A 17,153-nucleotide genomic window follows, 5' to 3' on the forward strand; every position below is an offset into this window, starting at 1 on the left:
CCAAGTGGCCGGCGTGGCCGCTGCAATCGGTGATGCAGACGCCGGGGGTCCACCAACCCTTGGTGACTGCCACGCCGAGCAACCCGCCCGGTCGGCAGGCTCATGCCTGTGCTGCGGGCGGCCAATCCACCGAGCTGAAGGAGTACGGACGTGTACAAGAAGCTGGAAGCACTGGGGAGCAGCCTCCTTGGCCTCTTCGTGCCGAGGGTCGAGGCCGCCGCCGCGGAGGCGGCCTGCAAATCGTGGCCCGCCTGCTGGCAGTGCAACAAGGCGTACGGCGGGGGCTGCAATTACAACGCACCCTGCTCGACCTGCAACAACGGCAAGTCCTACAGCTGCTTCTGCTGAGGACGGTATCGGTTCCGGCTGTTCGCGCGCCTGGTGCGGCCGATGCCGCCGCGCTGGGCGCGCAGGAAGCACAGGGAGGGACTGCGATGCAGTACCTGGTCATCGGGGTGCGGTGTCTTGTCGGCGTCGTCTTCCTGGTCTCGTCGATCAGCAAAGTGGCCGGCCGGAACGCCTTCCCCGGGTTCGTGACCTCGCTGCGCGGACTGTGGCCGCTGCGGATGGGCCCGGCCCGCCTGGTCGCGGGCTGCGTGATCGGTGCCGAGACGGCGATCTGGGTGCTGCTGGCGGTGCCGGGGCCGGCGGCGACCACCACGGGATGCACGCTTGCGGCCGGACTGCTGACGGTGTTCGCGGTGGGGATCGCGACGGCGATGCGGCGGGATGTACGCACGCCGTGCCGCTGCTTCGGCACCTCGACCAGCCTGCTCGGCCCCTGGCACATCGTCCGCAACGCTCTGCTGGCCGCCGCGGCGGCGGGCGCGGCCGCCGTCTCCGGTACGGGGCCCGGGGGCCCCGTCCGGCCCGATGGCGTGGTGGTGGCGGTGGCCGGAGGACTGCTGGCGGGCGGGCTGATCACCGTCGCGGATGACCTCCTCAGCCTGTTCCGGCCGTTGGACACCCCGAACGACAAGAACGAGACGGAGACGCATCATGATGCCGATTCTGACCGCGGCCGCGGTTCTGGCCGGGCTGCTCTGCGTGCTTGACCTGATGCTCACGCTGGGAGTGATCAGACGCCTGCGCGAGCACACCGCACTGCTGACCGACCTGAATGGCGGCCCTGCCTCCATCAAGGCGGGCGAGGAAGTCGGCGAGTTCACCACACTCACCGTGGAGGGGAAGCCGCTGAACCGGGCGGCGATGGCCGAGGAGACATTGGTGGCGTTCTTCTCGCCGGACTGCGGACCGTGTCAGGAGAAAATGCCGAAGTTCGTGGAGTACGCGAGCACGCTGCCCGGCGGCCGGGACCGGGTGCTGGCCGTCGTGGTAGCCGAACCCCACGAGGGGACGGAGTTCCTCAGCGCCCTGGCGCCGGTCGCCCAAGTGGTACGGGAGAGCCCGGACGGACCGGTGGGCACCGCGTTCAAGGTACGGGCTTACCCGTTGGTGCTGGCCGTCGCCCGGGACCGCCGGGACCGGGTGATCGTCACGGACGACCGGGTGGCGCTGGAACAGGCCGTGGCCGCGGCATGACGGCACCCACCGGCACCCACCCGCTGGCCCGTCGTGCCGTCGTCGCGGCCGCATTGCTGTGGCGGGCCGCGCCCGGCATGCTCTGTCTGTACCTGGCGCTGGCCCTGACCGCGGCCGCCCTGCCGGTGGCGGGAGCCTGGCTGACGAAGCTGCTGCTGGACGGGCTGATCGGCCACGCCGCCCCCGCGCGGCTGATCAGCCTCGGCGCGGCGCTCGCCGTGACGGGGGTGGTCGCCGGTGCGCAGCCGCAGCTCACCCAGTACCTGCGAGCGGAACTCGACCGGCGCGTGGGCCTGGTCACGCAGGACCGGTTGTTCCGGGCGGTGGAGGAATTCGCCGGGCTGAGCCGGTTCGAGGACCCGCGTTTCCTCGACCGGCTCCGGCTCGCCCAGCAAAACGGCGGATCCCCGTACGGCAACCAGGCCGTGGACGGCCTGGTTGCGATGGTGCGCTCGGGAATCACGATTGCCGGTTTCCTCGGCTCCCTCGTCCTGATCAGCCCGGTGATGGCCGGACTGATCCTGGGGGCCGGGGCACCGACACTGGCGGCGGAGCTACTGCTGTCCCGGCGCCGAGCACGCATGCTGTGGGATCTCGGACCGGTGGAGCGACGGGAGGCCTTCTACAGCGACCTGCTGTCCACTGTCGAAGCTGCGAAGGAGATCCGGCTCTTGGACACCGGCACCTTCTTCCGCAACCGGATGACCGCCGAACGCCGCATGGCGAACGAGGCCAAGCGGGCGATGGACCGGCGGGAGGTGCTGGCCCAGACCGTGCTCGCGGCGGTCGCCGCGCTGGTGGCCGGGGCAGGCCTGCTCTGGGCGATCGGCGAGGCCCACCGGGGTGCTCTCTCGATCGGCAATGTGACGATCTTCGTCGCGGCAGTGGCCGGGGTGCAGGGCGCACTGGCAGCGCTCGCCGGCGAGACGGCCCGGGCTCATCAGGCGCTGCTGATGTTCGGCCACTACATGGCGGTCACCACGGCCGGGCCCGACCTCTGTCCCGGCCGGGACTCCGTGCCGCCGCTGCGCGAGGGGATCGAGCTGCGCAACGTCTGGTTCCGCTACTCGCCCGACCACCCCTGGGTCCTGCGCGGGGTGAACCTGCGCATCCCGCACGGCACGGCGGTGGCTCTGGTGGGTCTGAACGGTGCCGGAAAGTCCACGCTGGTCAAGCTGCTGTGCCGGTTCTACGACCCGACGCGGGGCGTGATCTTCTGGGACGGCACGGACATCCGCGACCTCGACATGGCCGAGTTGCGTGCCAGGATCGGCGCGGTGTTCCAGGACTATATGTGCTACGACCTGACCGCGCGGGAAAATATCGCGCTCGGCAATCTGGCCGCCCTGGACGACGACGCGCGCACGGCAGCCGCCGCCCAGCGCGCCGGAATCCACGAGCGGCTGACCGCGCTGCCCTGCGGTTATCAGACCCTGCTGTCCCGGATGTTCTTCATGGACTTGGAGAAGGACGATCCGGAGAACGGCGTCGTGCTCTCCGGCGGAGAGTGGCAGCGGGTCGCGCTGGCCCGGGCGTTCCTGCGCGACGGGCGGGATCTGATGATCCTCGACGAGCCGTCCGCCGGTCTCGACGCCGAGGCCGAGTACGAGATCCACACCTCACTGCGGCGGACCAGACAGGGCCGCACCAGCCTGCTCATCTCGCACCGGCTCGGCGCCGTACGTGACGCGGACCTGATCGTCGTCCTCGCGGAAGGACGAATCGCGGAACAGGGCACGCACGCCGCCCTCCTGGCCCAAGGCGGCGCCTACGCCCGGCTGTTCCGCCTGCAGGCGGCGGGCTACCAGGGCATGCGGGAAGGCGCGCCCGCGATGACGGGAGGGCAGTGAACGGCGATGAACGCAGAGCGCACCACCACCATCAGGCCGGAGCCGGTTTCAGCACTTGGCCGAGGCGCGGTGCTGCTGAGCGCTGCCGCCGCGGGAATGCTGGCAGCCGGTGTACTGGGCTCCCTGGCGGCCGAGGCGGAGGGCCTGACCCTGCTGTGCGGCCTGCTCGCACTGGTTCTGGCCGTGAGCGCTGCGCTGGCGCACGCCCTGGGCCGCGTCCTGATCTCGGTCACGGTCCGGGGCATGAGCATGGCACCCGCCTACCGCGACGGCGACCGGGTGCTGGTCCGCCGCGACCGGCCACCGGTCCCCGGCCAGGTGGTCGTCGTTGCCGACCTGCCGCCCGCGGGACCGGACCTGGCCCCGGCCTGGCTGATCAAGCGGGTGGCCGCCGTCCCCGGAGACCCGGTGCCCCGCGACCTGGCGCCCGTGCTCGCACACGCCCCGCAGGACCTGGTACCACCCGGAAAGCTGGTTCTGCTGGGTGACAACCAGAACGTCAGCCGCGATTCCCGCCACATGGGGTACTTTCCGGCGGACGCAGTACTCGGCACGGTCCTGAGAAGTCACCGGTGCCCCGCTCCTCCGGGCGGCTGACCCCGGAAGCGGCTGCCCACCGCTGCACAGTGCGCTGTGACACCCCCTGTCACCAAGTTCGCAGCCCACGTCGTCGACAACCACGGCCGACCCGGCCCCAGCCCTTAGAGGGACTGTAAATGGTTCGGTGTAACTCCCGACCGTGGAGGATGCATCGGATGACACGCGATGACGTGAACGAGCCCCGGCAGCCGAGGAAGCCGAGTTGGCGACTGCCGGGCCCGTGGATGACCAGCTGATCGATGAGTTGGTCGTCCGGGCCCAGGCCGAGGGTCTGCAGCTGACCGGTGAGGGAGGGCTCCTGCGGCAGTTGACCAAACGGCTCCCGGAGTCCGCCCTCGAAGGCGGGATCACCGAGACCACCTCGGCTATGACAAGCATGATCCGGCCGGGAAGAACGGCGGCAACCACCGCAACGGCAAACGCGGCAGGACCGTGCTCACCGAGGTCGGGCCGGTGGAGATCACCGCACCCCGCGACCGGGACGGCACCGTCGAACCGGAGATCGTCAAGAAGCGGCAGAAGCGCCTGACCGGCGTGGACGGGATGGTCATCTCCCTGGCTTCCAAGGGCCTGACCACCGGCGAGGTCCGGGCCCATCTGGCCGAGGTCTGCGGAGCCGAGGTCTCCCGCCAGACGATCTCCACCATCACCGACAAGGTGCTGGACGGCATGGTCGAATGGCGGAACCGGCCTCTCGATCCGGTCTACGCGGTGGTCTTCATCGACGCCATCCGTGTGCAGATCCGCGACGGCGCGGTCGCCAACCGCCCTGTGTACGTGGCCCTGGCCGTCACCGCCGAGGGCCGGCGGGACATCCTGGGCCTGTTGTGGGCCGGCGACGGCAGCGAGGGCGCCAAACACTGGATGCACATCTTCACCGAGCTCAAGAACCGCGGCGTGGGCGACGTCCTCATGCTGGTCTGCGACGGACTCAAGGGCCTGCCGGACGCGGTGGAGACCGTCTGGCCCCGCACGGTGGTGCAGACCTGCGTGGTGCACCTGGCGCGGAACTCCTTCCGCTATGCCGCCCGCCGGGACTGGGACAAGATTGCCAAGCTCCTCAAGCCCGTCCACACCGCGCCGACCCTGGAGGCCGCCCTCGAGCGGTTCGCGGAGTTCGCCGAGGCATGGGGCCGGAAGTACCCGGCCATCGTGAAGCTGTGGGAGAACGCCGGGGAGGAGTTCACGCCGTTTCTGCGGTTCGACACCGAGATCCGCCGCATCGTCTGCACGACCAACGCGATCGAGTCGGTCAACGCGCGGATCCGCCGGGCGGTCAAAGCCCGCGGCCACTTCCCCAACGAGACCGCCGCCCTGCAGTGCGTCTACATGGCGATCATGTCCCTGGACCCCACCGGCAAGGGCCAGGCCCGCTGGACCAGCCGCTGGAAGAGCGCGTTGAACGGCAGCGCGCCGGAACACGGTACGAAGCGATGCCGTGGCTGGCTTCCCGGCAGAATACTGCCGGGAAGGCACCCGGCGACGAGTCCGTTGCGTGGGGCCGCTCCCGGGGGGATCGATGACGACACACGATGGCCTGGACAGTGAGGCGCTGGAGCGGCTGCGCGTCCTGACCGAGCGGAACGTCGTGGGTATCCGGGCCGGCCAGGCTTTCTGCGGGACCGGGTTCTTGGTGACACCTGACACCGTCCTGACGTGTGCGCACGTGGTGGCCGGGCGCGGGGAGGGCAGCGTGACGGCGATGGTCGGGGGGCGCACCGTCGCGGTCGAGGTCGTGAGTCTTGTGCCCGAGGCGAAGGGCGCAGGAAGCACCTACGGTTTTCCGGATCTCGCCGAAGTGCGGCTGAGCGAGCCGGCACACGATGTGCGGGGGGTGTGGCTTGGCAGTGCCGGGCCGAGGCAGGCGGCGGCTGTGTCCATCCACGGATTCAGCGGGCACACATTGGAACCGGGCGTCCAGCCCGACACCCTGCACCTCACGGTGGCCGGTCGCAGCGGGCGCTTCGTGCGGCTTCAGTGGGACCAGGTGGTCCAGGGATTCAGCGGCAGTCCGGTGCTCGATACAACGACGGGGCGTGTGTGCGGGGTACTCAAGGCCTCACGCCACGAGAGGGGAATGTCGGGGGGATGGCTGATTCCCGTCGACGCCGTGGAGGAATGCTCGCCGGGGTTGCTGGAACGCAACCATGCCGCGCACCGGCCCGGGACGGTCTGGTTCGATCTCGCCCGCGACCGCAAGGGACGGCAGGCCGGCCTCTTCGGTCCCGAGCCCGGCGGTCTGAGTCCGCGGAACACGCCGGCGCAGATGCTGGCACGCGGAGCGATGCCGTTCGTGGACCGCCCAGAACTCGGCGAGCTCCAGAACTGGTGCTGGGAACTCGACGATCAGCTGCTGCGCCTGCTGTACGCGCCGGGCGGTTCGGGCAAGACCCGCCTGTCCGCCGAACTGTGCCACCGACTGCGGCACATGGGCTGGATCGCCGGATTCGCGGACAGGGAGTCGCTCGGCAACCCTCTGCGCCGGCCCCAGTGGCTGGAAGGCCTCACCGCCGCGCTCGGCGCGGGTTTCCCCTGCTTGGTGGTGTTCGACTACGCCCAAGCACGGCTCGGCGACATCAGCGCTCTCATGGCGCATATCCACCGGCACCGGCCTGATGGCATCACCCTGCGCGTGCTGCTGCTGGCACGTTCCGAGGAGCCGTTGTGGCATGCGCTGAAGGAGGAGTTCGAAACACACTACATCGAGGACTGGGCTTTGAGGGGGGCGAGCTCGCAGAGGCTGCCCAACACGCTGAGCGCCAAGGACCCCGGCACCCTGGTCACCGAGGCGTTCGGGGAGTTCGCACGCCTGCTGGAATGCCCGTGGGTGTTCATGCCACCGTCTCTCGCGCGCCGGGCCGGCCGGCAGGACTCGGTTCTGGGCATGCTCGCGGCTGCCCTCGACGCCGTCCTGACCCTGCGCCAGGGCCAGGAGTGGAAGGAAAGCGACGATCCGCTGGCACGAATCTGCCGGCATGAGATCACGGGCTGGTACACGCTCCTGGAGGACCGCCTCGGGACAGGCGGTGTCCTGGCGGGGCGTACCGGACGGCTGATGGCAGAAGGCCTGTTGCTGGTGCCGACCCTGGCCCAGCGGCGGGACCGCGGTGAGCTGACCGCGCTGCTGACGTCCGTGCGCAGGACTGCCTTCCCCGGGCAGCCGCCCGTCAACGCCCCTGCAGTGCATTCCTGCTTACGCGCGCTCTATCCCGCGACGGAAGGTGACCACGTCGCGCCCCTTGAGCCCGACCGGCTCGGCGAGATCCTGGTGCGGCGTGTGCTGGCGGAGCCCGAGAGTTCAGGCGACGCCGTCGCCTACATCGGGACGGTCCTGGACGGATCCGCGTTTGGCAACGAGCAGGCGCGGACCACGGCCGTGGTGGAGACACTCGACGTCCTGGCCCGGGCCCGTGGCTGCACGACCGTGGGCCGGGTTGCGGACCACCCTGCCCACACGGTCCTCGACCGGGCGCTTGCGCAGGCCGTACGCGACAACCCTCAAGTCCTGGTGCCGGCCCTCGTGACCGTCGGTGCCCGCGTGCCGCACGCTGAACCCCTGGCGGACCTGATCCAACCGGTGCTGGAGACCTGCGAGACCGACCTGCTCTGCCGTGTCGAACCCCGCCTTCCCCGCTATCCGTCCAGCCTCTCCGCCTTGTCGGCACTCGTACTCCGGCGGCTGCTCCACGTGCCCGACACGGGGAGCGACGACACCAGCCGGCACGTCCGTCTGAAACGTCTGCGCAGGTACAGCCTGCGACTGGAGGAGAGCGGACACCGGGAGGACGCCGTGCGGGCAGCTGACGAGGCGGTCCTGCTCAGCCGCGATCTTGTCCGGAGGTCCGCGCAGTACCGGTCCGACTACGCCGCGGCGTTGCACAACCTGAGCCTGCTGCGGCACCGGTCCGGGCAGACGGAGTCGGCCCTGGGGCTCAGCGTCGAGGCCGTGTCCCTGTACCGGCAGCTCATCGGCAGCAATCCCGAGACGCGGCATCGCACCCTCATGGACATGGCAGGTGCGCTGAGCACGCTGGCCTTGCTGCGGCTTGGAGACACACAGGTCAACGGCGCGGCCCGTGACGCCGCCGAGGGCGTCATGCGGTGCGAACAGGTGCCGGAAGGAGCCCGTGAGGACGAGGTGTACCTCGACTGCCTGGAAACCCTGGCCGAGTGCCGCCATCGCACAGGCAGGACCGAGGAGGCCCTCACCTCCAGCATGCAGGCGGTCGAGCGGCTGGAGGACGTGGCCAGGCTCCGGCCCGGCCGCTATCTCGCCCGGCTGCCCGAGACCCTGCAGCGCCATGGCTTCGGGCTGATCCGGGCCGGGCGTTTCCACGAGGCCTATCAGGTGCTGAGCCGGGCGGCGACGGAGCGCGCGGCGCTGCCGTTGCGCACCTCGCCGCGACGGCGTGAGCAGCAGGCGCTGGTGCTCCAGGTGCTGCTCCAACTCAGTGACGAACTCGACGAATTCACACACGAACACGCATCATGGGTGCAGATGAAGACTGTGCTGGACGGTCGCACGAGCTGAGAGGAGCCCGGCGCCGATGGACAACGAAACCTCCGCCCACGCCCAACCCCCACCCATCCGGCGGCAGCGGGCAGTGGAGGTCTTCCGGAACCGCTTCGGCGCGCTGTTCAACGACGAAGTGCTCTCGCCCTCGGGCAAGCCGGGCCGCTACCTGCGCTGGCAGTGGTCCCACAGCGGAGTGGTGATCGTCCCCATGGGACAAGACGGCCTCGCGTTCGTTCCCACCTACCGATACCCGATCGGCGAGGTCTCCCTGGAATTCCCCCGGGGCGGTTGCGAAGCGGACGAGGATCCAGCCGTGGCAGCCGCACGGGAACTGCGGGAGGAGACCGGCTTCGACTGCGCCCCGTCCGCACTGCGCCCCCTGGGCGTCATCCACGCCGAGACCGGCCTGATCGAATCGGACGTGCACGTTTTCGCCGCCGAAGTCCGCCCCACCGGATCGGCAGACGCCCCACCGGCAGCCGAGCCGGAGGCCATGGAATCGGTGGCCGAGCCGGTCTGGGCCTCGCGCACGGAGGTGGTGAAGTGGCTGCAGAGCGGCAGCGTCACCTGTGGCGTGACGCTGGCTGCCCTGGCACTTGCCCTGGCGGACGACTCCGGCACCGGCTCCGGGCCGCCGACGTGAGCGGCGTGCGAGTCAGCCCACATACGCACCCGTGATCACGCGCTGCCGCATCTGCCGTGCGTCGAGCGCTCCGATGCCGGCCGCACCGTCTGCGGCCGGCACACTCCGGTCGACGACCTGCAGCTCGAGGTAGTCCTCCTCCCCGCCGGCCGCCGGCATGTCGAGTCCGGCGCCGAGCGCACCGGTCAGCGAGTCCTGGAAGATGCCGAAGCGCATCAAGTTGTGATTGCCGTCCAGGACCGCCCGCGCGCGTTCGTCGGTATCGCGGAAGGCGCGGACGAAGGCCTCCTGCACCCAGTTGCTGAACTCAGCCATGGCCTCCACCAGCTGGGACAGGTCTGGTCGGCTGCCTCGACGCAGCAAGCCCAATTGGCGAACGAGGACGCCGCGGGACGGCTGCTCGGTGGCCTCCAGGAACACCTCGACCGGCAGTCTGCCCAGCAGGAAACCGTCGAGAACACCGGCCGGCAGCGAGGTGCGCTCCAGGACCGTGCGGGTGGCAGCGGCGGGCAGTTCGACACTGCGCGGGGCAGCCGTCCCGGCTCCCAGCACATGGGGGAGTGCCTGGCGGTACGACTCGCCCGCGGCCCGGTCCACGGCGGCCACGGCGAGCACGACTTCCGTGCTTCCCGAGGAGTTCGTCCGGAAGGACTCCTCCCAATCCCTCAGAGCTTTGAAGTACAGCGGCTCCTGCCCCCTCACAAACTCCAGCGCGGCTTCAACCGTTCCGCGCGTCTCTCCCCCGGCGTCCCGCGTCAGCTCCTCCAGCAGCCGGATCACCCCGGACTTGAAGGCAGCCGATACGGCGTCAAGACGGTAGGTGACCGCGTGCGCATGCGTCATGCGGTCCACCAGCTCCGCGTATGCGGCACTGGGCACGTGTTCGACCTTCCGCAGCTTCTGAGCATCCCGGACGGCCGTCAGCCTCTGCCCGTCCCGGCACGCGACCCGGATACGGCCGCTGCCCAGGAGCGGCGCGAGATCCGACCTCACGGCTTGACCGCCGGCTTCGTGAGACGACACCAGAGCACGGAAGAGGGAGTGTTGAGCGACTGCGAATCGCCAACAAGCAGAGTGTCGGACAGCAGAACGTGGAACAGCACGCGTGCCCGGAGATCCTCGGCGCTTGCGATGGGGGACTGCCGATGGATCTCGACGTCGGAGAGATAGACCTTCTCCGGCGACGACCGCGCATGCTGGCCGACCATGACCATGCCCCCTCCGTGACCGTGAAGTAATTCTAGGTGACCGGCCGCCGGGCGTCCCCGGAACCGGGCATCCTTTCGCCAGGAAGGCGACAAGCCAAACAGAGAGGAGAGCACGTGGCCGATACGGTCCAGGCAACCATGCCGGACGGAACCTCGATATGGGTGCGCGTCAACGACGAAGACGAGGGCCCCCGGGACACCGGCTTCGGTGACCGCCTGTCACGGCAGCTCGGCGATCTCCCCCAGACCCTGGAGACCGTCACGCGCAGCGTCAGGTCCGGACTGCAGCACGCGGCCCCGGACGAAGTAACGCTCGAATTCGGCATCGAAATCGCAGCCAAAAGCGGCCAGCTGGTGAGCGTCGTGACGGAGGCCGGGGGCAAGGCCACCCTCAAGGTGACAGTTACCTGGCGCAAGGAAGAGCCCGCAGAGAGCGCCGTGACGGAAACACCCCGCGAGGATCCCGAGGAGGACCGCGCATAACAGACCCGCACGGTCGTGCCCGTGTGGCACGCCGATGGCCGCTCCGCACCCGGCGTACCCTCGACGCCCCCTCCACCGTCTCCGAGGCGAAAAACGGTCCGGGGCCGCAGCCGCCGGCAAACCGGCGCTGTCGTGGGCCGTCCCACAGTCCGTGCCGCCGCGCTATCACCCGCCCGCAACCCCGTCCCGTCCAGAACCGGAGCCGCTGCTGTCCTCGGCCGACCTCTCACGGCTCACGAGCGGCAAGCGCAAGGTCCACGTCCGACCTGACGAGGACGGGCGGATCGTCGGGGCCGGCGGCGAGGGCGACGGCCAGGACCAGGAGCAGGACGACACGCAGGCCGCCGCCGAAGCGGCCCTGCTGCACTTCTCCAGCCCGCGCGACGCGGCGACCATCGCGGCCTTCCTGCGCACCCGGGTGTACAGGCCCGAAAGCCTCGTCTGGTTGGAGGGTTACCAGGCGCTGCTGCGCTGGCGGAAGGAGAACGAGATCACAGGCCTCTACGCCGTTCCCTACGACGTCGAGGTCGAAGTCGGGGCGACCAAAGCGTTTCCGCTTGGCCGATGGGTGCACCAGCAGCGGAAGGCGCTGCGGGCCGGAGAGCTGGAGGAGCGGCGCAAGACGCTGCTGGACGCCCCGGAGGCCGGGATGGTCTGGGAGCCGGGCGAGGAGGCGTGGGAAAACAAGCTCGCCGCGCTCCGGTCCTACCGGCGGGCCACGGGGCATCTCGCCCCGCGTCAGGACGCGGTGTGGGGCGAGGGCGAGGCGATGGTGCCCATCGGGCAGCACATGGCCAACCTGCGGCGCAAGGGCGGCCTGGGCAAGGACCCGAAGCGGGCCGCCGCACGCGCGGAGCAGCTGGCAGCGATCGACCCGGACTGGAACTGCCCATGGCCGCTCGACTGGCAACGGCACTACCGCATCCTCGCGGACCTGGTCGACGCCGACGGCAGCCTGCCCGAGATCCAGCCCGGGGTGCTGTTCGAGGGCGATGACATCGGGCGGTGGCTGGAGCGGCAGAAGCAGCCGGGGGCCTGGGCTCTGCTGTCCGCTGAGCAGCAGGAGCGGTTGTCCCGGCTGGGGGTGAAGCCGCTTGAGGCGCCGCCTCCCGCCCCGGCGGGGGCCGTTCCGGCGAAGGGCCCGGCGAAGGGCCCGGGGAAGGCCGGGAGCAAGGCTGAGGCGGCGTTCCAGCGGGGCCTGGCGGCCCTGACGCAGTGGGTGGAGCGTGAAGGGCAGCGGCCCGTCCCGCGCGGTGCTGTCGTGGACGTCGAGGTCGACGGCGAGGCGGAGCCGGTGCCGGTGAAACTGGGCGTGTGGGTCTCGAACACCAAATCGAGGCGTGACAAGCTCACCGCCGAACAGCTCGCCGCCCTCGCCGCGCTGGGCATGGAGTGGGCGGGCGCGGTCCCGGCCGTCGAGGCCGCTCCGGCGCAGCCCGCGCCGGCGAAGGCTCCGACGGAGCGGCAGCCGTGGGACCACCACGAGGAGTGCGACAAGCCGCAGTACGAAGGCGGGGCCTGCACCTGCGACCTCATCGAGCGGTACGGACCGGATGCCGAGCGCGACGACTACTGACCGCTCCCGGCTCTGGCCGAACCCCGGGCCCGCTGTCGGGGCCCGAGGTTTCGCATGTCATGGCACCGGTGGGCCGCTACCGGCGGCGCGGGAGGGTGACTCGAACCTCCGCCAGGACGACGCCGGTCGCCGGGTCGCGGTGGACCGGGACGTACAGGCCCCAGTCGGCGTCACCGGCCGTGAGCCAGCCTCCGGCCCACGCAGCGTCGGTGGTCTCCAGCTCGCGACCGGCGAGCGGGCCGCCCGCGAATCGAACGATCACAGCAGTACCTCCTCCGGCGAGTACTTCCCGCCTCACCCCTTGGTGGAGGCTCAGCACCCGGAGGACAGCACCGGGGTGCCGACGAATCCGGACACGCAGACTGGGGTTGCACCGGTGGGAACAGCACATCGCTCCCCAGCCCTGATCGACAACTGGCAGGATTTCCGCATCATGGTCTACAAGTTCGGCCCCAATGAGCAGTGTCTGCGACGCTGCCGGGCAATCGTGCCGGTGATCCTGCGAGCCGCAGATCAGGTGACCAGCCAGGGCGTGCGTGTGCTCTACGAGCACCAGAATGTCGTCCGGCCGCTCATGGGCTGGTGGCAGTTCACCAACCGGACGGCGCAGGCTCTGATGTCGCTCTACGACCAGGGGTACACCGTGGAGGCGGCGCCGCTGATGCGGAATCTGCTGGGGCACTCCTATGCGATGAACTGGCTGGCCGACAGTGGTGAGCCGGCCGTCGTGGCACTCACCGACTACTGGAACGAGCACCGGCGCAAGCTCGCCCAGAACGTGAACGAGACCTGGAACCTGCCAGAGCCGGCTTCCACGCCTTCAGCCGAGCCAGTCCCGTTCGCCAACCCTGAGAGCGAGCAGATACACAGGCGGCTGGTCGGCGAGCTCAAGAACTTCGACACCATGGTCAAGGCCTACGGCACCGCCGACGTCTACCCGGTCTACCGGCACCAGTCGGCCTACTCGCATACCACGGGTGCGACCGCCGACGCCTTCCTGATCATGGATGGCGACACGCTGAAGTTCTCCACAGAGCCCAAGGGCGGTGCGGCCAGCACCACTGCGGAGCGGCTGTGGATCCCAGTGGCCCTGCTGCAAGCGGCCGCCGCCATCAGCCCCTTCCTGGTGGGTGATCCCATGAAGCCGACCATCGACAGGGCGATGGGGGACCTTGGCCTGCCAGCCTCGTTGCTGAACCTTCGGCGTACCCGGCCGCTCATGTGACGTCGGCACGCAGACGCCGCCGCGGTAGCCGCACAGGCGAGCAGGCCGAGACCACCGTGTCCGTGCGGCTTCATGCTCCAGCGCGGGCCTGGTGACGGCGTTGTTGGCGTGCCGCGCGGAGGGCAGCACGCTGTTCGGGCTGGACGTAGACGACGAAAACGGCTTCGGGCGTGACGCCGCCACCGCCCGGCCGCTGAGCCGGGACTGCGCGAGGCCCCGGGGCACGATTTCGGGGTCTGTCCTTTTCACTGCTCCTGTTCCGGCGGGCCCGTCGGCTCAGTTGCAGCCTGCCCTTGCGGCTGTGTCAGGGCTTCGGGGATGAAGTGTGAGTAGCTCTCGCGGAGGTGCTGGGTGACGCGGTCGTCGGTCGCCTCGTAGTTCAGCTGCTCCTGGAAGAACCGCAGCTTACGCTCCCCGGCTTCGAGGATCTCGCCCCAGCTCTTGACCCAGACCTCGTAGTCGTCCTGCATATCGGCGAGGCCGGCGGGGCGGTCCTTCTGCCGGATGTCGCGGAGGATCTTGTCCGAGTAGTCGTAGGTGACAAGGTAGAAGCGCCATTTGCAGCCGACCCCGCTGTACTGGGGGTCGTCGATAATGGCCCGGGCGTAGTCCTTGATCTGGGTGAGTTCCTTCGGGCCGACCTTCACGGTCGGCCGCTTGAGCTCGATGACGAGGCGCTCGGTGGAGTTGTCGTCCCGGCGGCTGCGGAACATCAGGATGTCGACCCGGCCGCTGCGCCCGTCCGGTTGGGTCACGGCTTCCAGTTCGTGCTCCAGGACAATGTCTTCACCGAGGTGGTCTTCCAGGTGGGCCTGGAGGACGTTAGTGAGTCCCAGCTCGCTCCTGGTCATGTGCCAGTCCTCGCCGAACAGCCACAGGTTCTTGTTGACCATGGGATGGAGCTGGTCGACCTCGCGCAGGTTCTTGCGGAGGTGGTCGTCGGCGAGGATCTTGCGCAGGGCCTGGATGAAGTTCAGGCGATTGGTGACCGTGGTGGCCGCGCCGATGACGTGGGTCAGGTCGGTGCTGTCCAGCAGGTTCTTCAGGTGCCGGCGGTCGTCGTCGCTGAGAGCCAGTACCTTTTCGAGGATGATGTGAAGGTCGCCTGGGTTGCTCTCCAGGGCGGTGCGGATGAGGTTGACGGAGAGGCTGCGAGCCGGCCCTTTGTTGGGGAGCGCGTGGCGGGCGGCGGTGATGACGACGTCGAAGGTCTGGCGTTCTACGGCGAGTGCAGCGGTAGCTGGCTGGTCGTCGTAGGGGTAGATGCCTTCGGTCTTCAGCTGCCGCACGACCTCTGCCGAGATCTGGGCTCCGCGAACGGCCAGGTGCTGCTGGACGGCTTTGACGGCCGCTTCTAGGAGTCCGGAGTGGGACATGGTCAGGCCGGGCAGGTCGTCGACGGACAGGCCGTCGAACAGGTTGGCGCGCAGGTAGGGGGTGAAGCTGATGATGCCGTCGGACCAGTCGCTGCCGTGCTCACCCAGGGCGATGCCGTCGGCGTTGCAGAGGAGCATCTTGCGATCGCCCATCCGCTTGTTCCACTCGACAAAGGTGACGACAGGGGGCGGGTCCTCGTCGGCGTACTCCTCCGGCAGATTCAGCTCCAGGTCGATGGGGTCGCCGACGATGATGTCGCTCGGGTCGAGCCGTTTGCCGTCGAACGTGACACGCACGTGTGGGTAGGCCAGAAGGTAGAACGCCAGCTTCGCGGTGAGGTTCGCGGCGGCATCGTCGCGCTCCAGGCGGCTTAGGGGCTTGCCCTGGGGAACAGAAATGCGGACCGTCGTGCCGGGCTTCTCCCGGGCTGGCTCTGTCTCCTCAACCTGCCAGATGGTGGCGTGGTCGGCGTTGCCGCGGATCTGGACACCGACCAAGGTGTCGTCGACCACGGCCGCCGACTCCCAGGTGAGCCGGTCGCCCAGGGCGAAGGCGAAGAGGCGGCCTTCACCGTTGCGGCCGTGCAGGATGCGTTCCCCACCCTCGGTGTGCGTCCTGCTGGTCTTCCAGGTGGTGCCGTATGCCTGGAAGGCGTCGCGTGCTCGCTCGGGCGTCATGCCGTGACCGTTGTCGGTCACGACGACGTCGGTGATCGCCTTCATGCTGGAGCGGCGCAGTTCGACGTCGACCTCGGTGGCGTTAGCGTCCAGAGCGTTCCACACCAGTTCGGCGACGGCCGTGATCTGAGGCTTCCTCTTGAACTGGAGGATCTTGCGCTCGCCGACCGAGAGCTCGAACTCTGTCAGCGGCGGTCCGCTCTGCGCCGGCAGTTCGGCGCTGACCACGCCCGCGCCAACTCCCCTGTGCGCAGCGCCCTGTGTGTAGTGCTCCCCAGACATGCGGTGACCGTACCGGTTTCGCACAGTGCGGTACACATCGCCTTGCGTGAAGGGCTGCCGTGTGCCGTGGTCTACCACTCGCAGGGGCAGCGGCCCGGATGAGGTCTTGCGAGCGCGGGTGGTGCGGGACCTTGAGCCAGTCGGGGGCGAGGACGACGGCCGGGGTGTTGCCGTAGCAGTGGGCGCCCCAGCCCGTGTACAGGGTCAGCCCCAGTCCAGCGCGCCGTCGGCAGTGGTGGGTCGGCCTCTGTGCGATCGCAGTTGGCTGGTCAGATGCTGGGCTGGGAGATGGAGGGCTGCCACACTCAGCCGGTTGAACTGATCACTGCACGGCCGTGGCGCCGTACGGAGAAGTCCAGGGGGTTCCTTGCCGAGCGCACCCATCGTCCGCGGCGGCCACTACCGTCGATCAGGCTCCCAGCCGTCTGCCATCCCGTTGCTGATCGTCTCGGCTGTTGTGCTCGTGGGCATCGGCAACAGCGTGGGCGCGGTGCCGCTATGGCTGTGGATCCTGATAGGCGTCGCGGTGACCGCAGTGGCGGGCTCAGCGATCTACCTGCTGGTCAAACAGATGCGCCGGGAGGATCTCCAGTTACAGGCGGATGAAGAGGCGGCCGAACTGCAGAAGGAGATGGACGCGCAGAAGCTCGCGGACCTCAAGACCGTCACGCCCCTGGCCACGCTCCTGGAACTCAACCAGTCCCAGATCGACGAATACCACCGGATCGCCACCGATCAAGCCGACCGGTCCTTCCGGTCCTCGCAACGGGCCATGGCGTTGGGCCTGGTGGTGATTGTCGGCTGCTTCGCCGCCGGCTTGTACTTCGGCAACGGCCAGACCAAGGTCTTCGTCGCCGCCATTGCGGGCGTGGCCGCGGCGCTCTCTGCCTTCCTCAACCGCACCTAGCTGCAGATGTACGGACAGACGTTGAGCCAGCTCAACCGCTACTTCGAGCAGCCGGTCCTAACCGGCTACTACCTGACCGCGGAGCGCCTGGCCCAAAACCTAGGTGAGGATCCCGAGAGTGAGATGCGCCGCCGCATCATCGACCAGGTCCTGGAAGCGAGCGCCCGGATGAACAACGGCGCCTCCGGCGAAGAACCACCGCCACCGGCCAAGCAGCAGGCGAAGAAGAAGCGCGCCGCGGCGACCGAGTAAGGCCAGGACGATCGG

General features: G+C 69.2%; 14 protein-coding genes and 2 pseudogenes. 12 read left to right on the plus strand and 4 right to left on the minus strand.

What is annotated here, in order from left to right; translation table 11 throughout:
* Positions 1 to 242: 242 nt before the first annotated feature.
* The 7 genes and pseudogenes from SXIN_RS29805 to SXIN_RS29835 all read left to right on the plus strand — a co-directional run bounded on the left by SXIN_RS29805 (position 243) and on the right by SXIN_RS29835 (position 9,151).
* The gene (locus SXIN_RS29805) at positions 243 to 1,055 is read left to right on the plus strand and encodes a MauE/DoxX family redox-associated membrane protein (protein WP_157916226.1); all 813 of its coding nucleotides are present in this window, start codon (positions 243 to 245) and stop codon (positions 1,053 to 1,055) included.
* Positions 1,000 to 1,542 carry a TlpA disulfide reductase family protein gene (locus SXIN_RS29810; protein ID WP_238153621.1) on the plus strand — a complete coding sequence of 181 codons (543 nt, stop codon included), beginning with the start codon at positions 1,000 to 1,002 and terminating at the stop codon, positions 1,540 to 1,542. Before SXIN_RS29805 ends, SXIN_RS29810 begins: the two co-directional genes overlap by 56 nt.
* The gene (locus SXIN_RS29815) at positions 1,539 to 3,392 is read left to right on the plus strand and encodes an ABC transporter ATP-binding protein (protein ID WP_019707874.1); all 1,854 of its coding nucleotides are present in this window, start codon (positions 1,539 to 1,541) and stop codon (positions 3,390 to 3,392) included. The genes SXIN_RS29810 and SXIN_RS29815 overlap by 4 nt, the downstream gene beginning before the upstream one ends.
* Positions 3,393 to 3,398: 6 nt before the next feature.
* Positions 3,399 to 3,989 carry a S26 family signal peptidase gene (locus SXIN_RS29820; RefSeq protein ID WP_095756349.1) on the plus strand — a complete coding sequence of 197 codons (591 nt, stop codon included), beginning with the start codon at positions 3,399 to 3,401 and terminating at the stop codon, positions 3,987 to 3,989.
* 205 nt (positions 3,990 to 4,194) lie between these two features.
* A pseudogene (locus SXIN_RS29825) lies at positions 4,195 to 5,405 on the plus strand (IS256 family transposase); the annotation flags it as partial.
* Positions 5,406 to 5,511: 106 nt separating this feature from the next.
* Positions 5,512 to 8,523 (plus strand): trypsin-like peptidase domain-containing protein, encoded by a 3,012-nt coding sequence (locus SXIN_RS29830; protein WP_095757824.1) that lies wholly within the window; start codon positions 5,512 to 5,514, stop codon positions 8,521 to 8,523.
* Positions 8,524 to 8,539: 16 nt separating this feature from the next.
* On the plus strand, positions 8,540 to 9,151 hold the full coding sequence (locus SXIN_RS29835) for an NUDIX hydrolase (protein WP_019707870.1): 612 nt from the start codon (positions 8,540 to 8,542) through the stop codon (positions 9,149 to 9,151).
* Positions 9,152 to 9,163: 12 nt separating this feature from the next.
* Here SXIN_RS29835 and SXIN_RS29840 read toward each other — a convergent pair whose 3' ends face one another.
* Positions 9,164 to 10,030, minus strand: a complete 867-nt coding sequence (locus SXIN_RS29840; protein WP_157916360.1) for a hypothetical protein — start codon at positions 10,028 to 10,030, stop codon at positions 9,164 to 9,166.
* A gap of 110 nt (positions 10,031 to 10,140) precedes the next feature.
* Entirely contained in the window at positions 10,141 to 10,365 is a 225-nt protein-coding gene (locus tag SXIN_RS29845) for a hypothetical protein (RefSeq protein ID WP_095757826.1), read from the minus strand.
* A gap of 108 nt (positions 10,366 to 10,473) precedes the next feature.
* Between SXIN_RS29845 and SXIN_RS29850 the strand changes: the two genes are divergently transcribed.
* Both SXIN_RS29850 and SXIN_RS29855 read left to right on the plus strand, forming a co-directional pair.
* Positions 10,474 to 10,842, plus strand: a complete 369-nt coding sequence (locus SXIN_RS29850) for a CU044_2847 family protein (RefSeq protein WP_095756346.1) — start codon at positions 10,474 to 10,476, stop codon at positions 10,840 to 10,842.
* A 229-nt stretch (positions 10,843 to 11,071) separates the two neighbouring features.
* Positions 11,072 to 12,418 (plus strand): annotated as a pseudogene (locus tag SXIN_RS29855) (helicase associated domain-containing protein); the annotation flags it as partial.
* A 76-nt stretch (positions 12,419 to 12,494) separates the two neighbouring features.
* On the opposite strand, the gene SXIN_RS29860 reads toward SXIN_RS29855, so the two are convergent.
* A complete protein-coding gene (locus SXIN_RS29860; protein ID WP_019711918.1) occupies positions 12,495 to 12,680 on the minus strand; it encodes a hypothetical protein in 186 nt (61 codons plus the stop codon).
* 75 nt (positions 12,681 to 12,755) lie between these two features.
* Between SXIN_RS29860 and SXIN_RS29865 the strand changes: the two genes are divergently transcribed.
* The gene (locus SXIN_RS29865; RefSeq protein WP_157916361.1) at positions 12,756 to 13,643 is read left to right on the plus strand and encodes a DUF5677 domain-containing protein; all 888 of its coding nucleotides are present in this window, start codon (positions 12,756 to 12,758) and stop codon (positions 13,641 to 13,643) included.
* A 245-nt stretch (positions 13,644 to 13,888) separates the two neighbouring features.
* Here SXIN_RS29865 and SXIN_RS29870 read toward each other — a convergent pair whose 3' ends face one another.
* Entirely contained in the window at positions 13,889 to 15,979 is a 2,091-nt protein-coding gene (locus tag SXIN_RS29870; RefSeq protein ID WP_238153897.1) for an ATP-binding protein, read from the minus strand.
* A 367-nt stretch (positions 15,980 to 16,346) separates the two neighbouring features.
* Here SXIN_RS29870 and SXIN_RS29875 point away from each other — a divergent pair, with 367 nt between their 5' ends.
* On the plus strand, positions 16,347 to 16,886 hold the full coding sequence (locus SXIN_RS29875; protein WP_157916362.1) for a hypothetical protein: 540 nt from the start codon (positions 16,347 to 16,349) through the stop codon (positions 16,884 to 16,886).
* Between the two features lie 21 nt (positions 16,887 to 16,907).
* Positions 16,908 to 17,138, plus strand: coding sequence for a hypothetical protein (locus tag SXIN_RS31415; RefSeq protein ID WP_019711922.1), 231 nt, complete (start codon positions 16,908 to 16,910; stop codon positions 17,136 to 17,138).
* Positions 17,139 to 17,153 lie beyond the last annotated feature (15 nt).

Origin of the sequence: Streptomyces xinghaiensis S187 (assembly GCF_000220705.2) — a bacterium.
GTDB lineage: Bacteria > Actinomycetota > Actinomycetes > Streptomycetales > Streptomycetaceae > Streptomyces > Streptomyces xinghaiensis.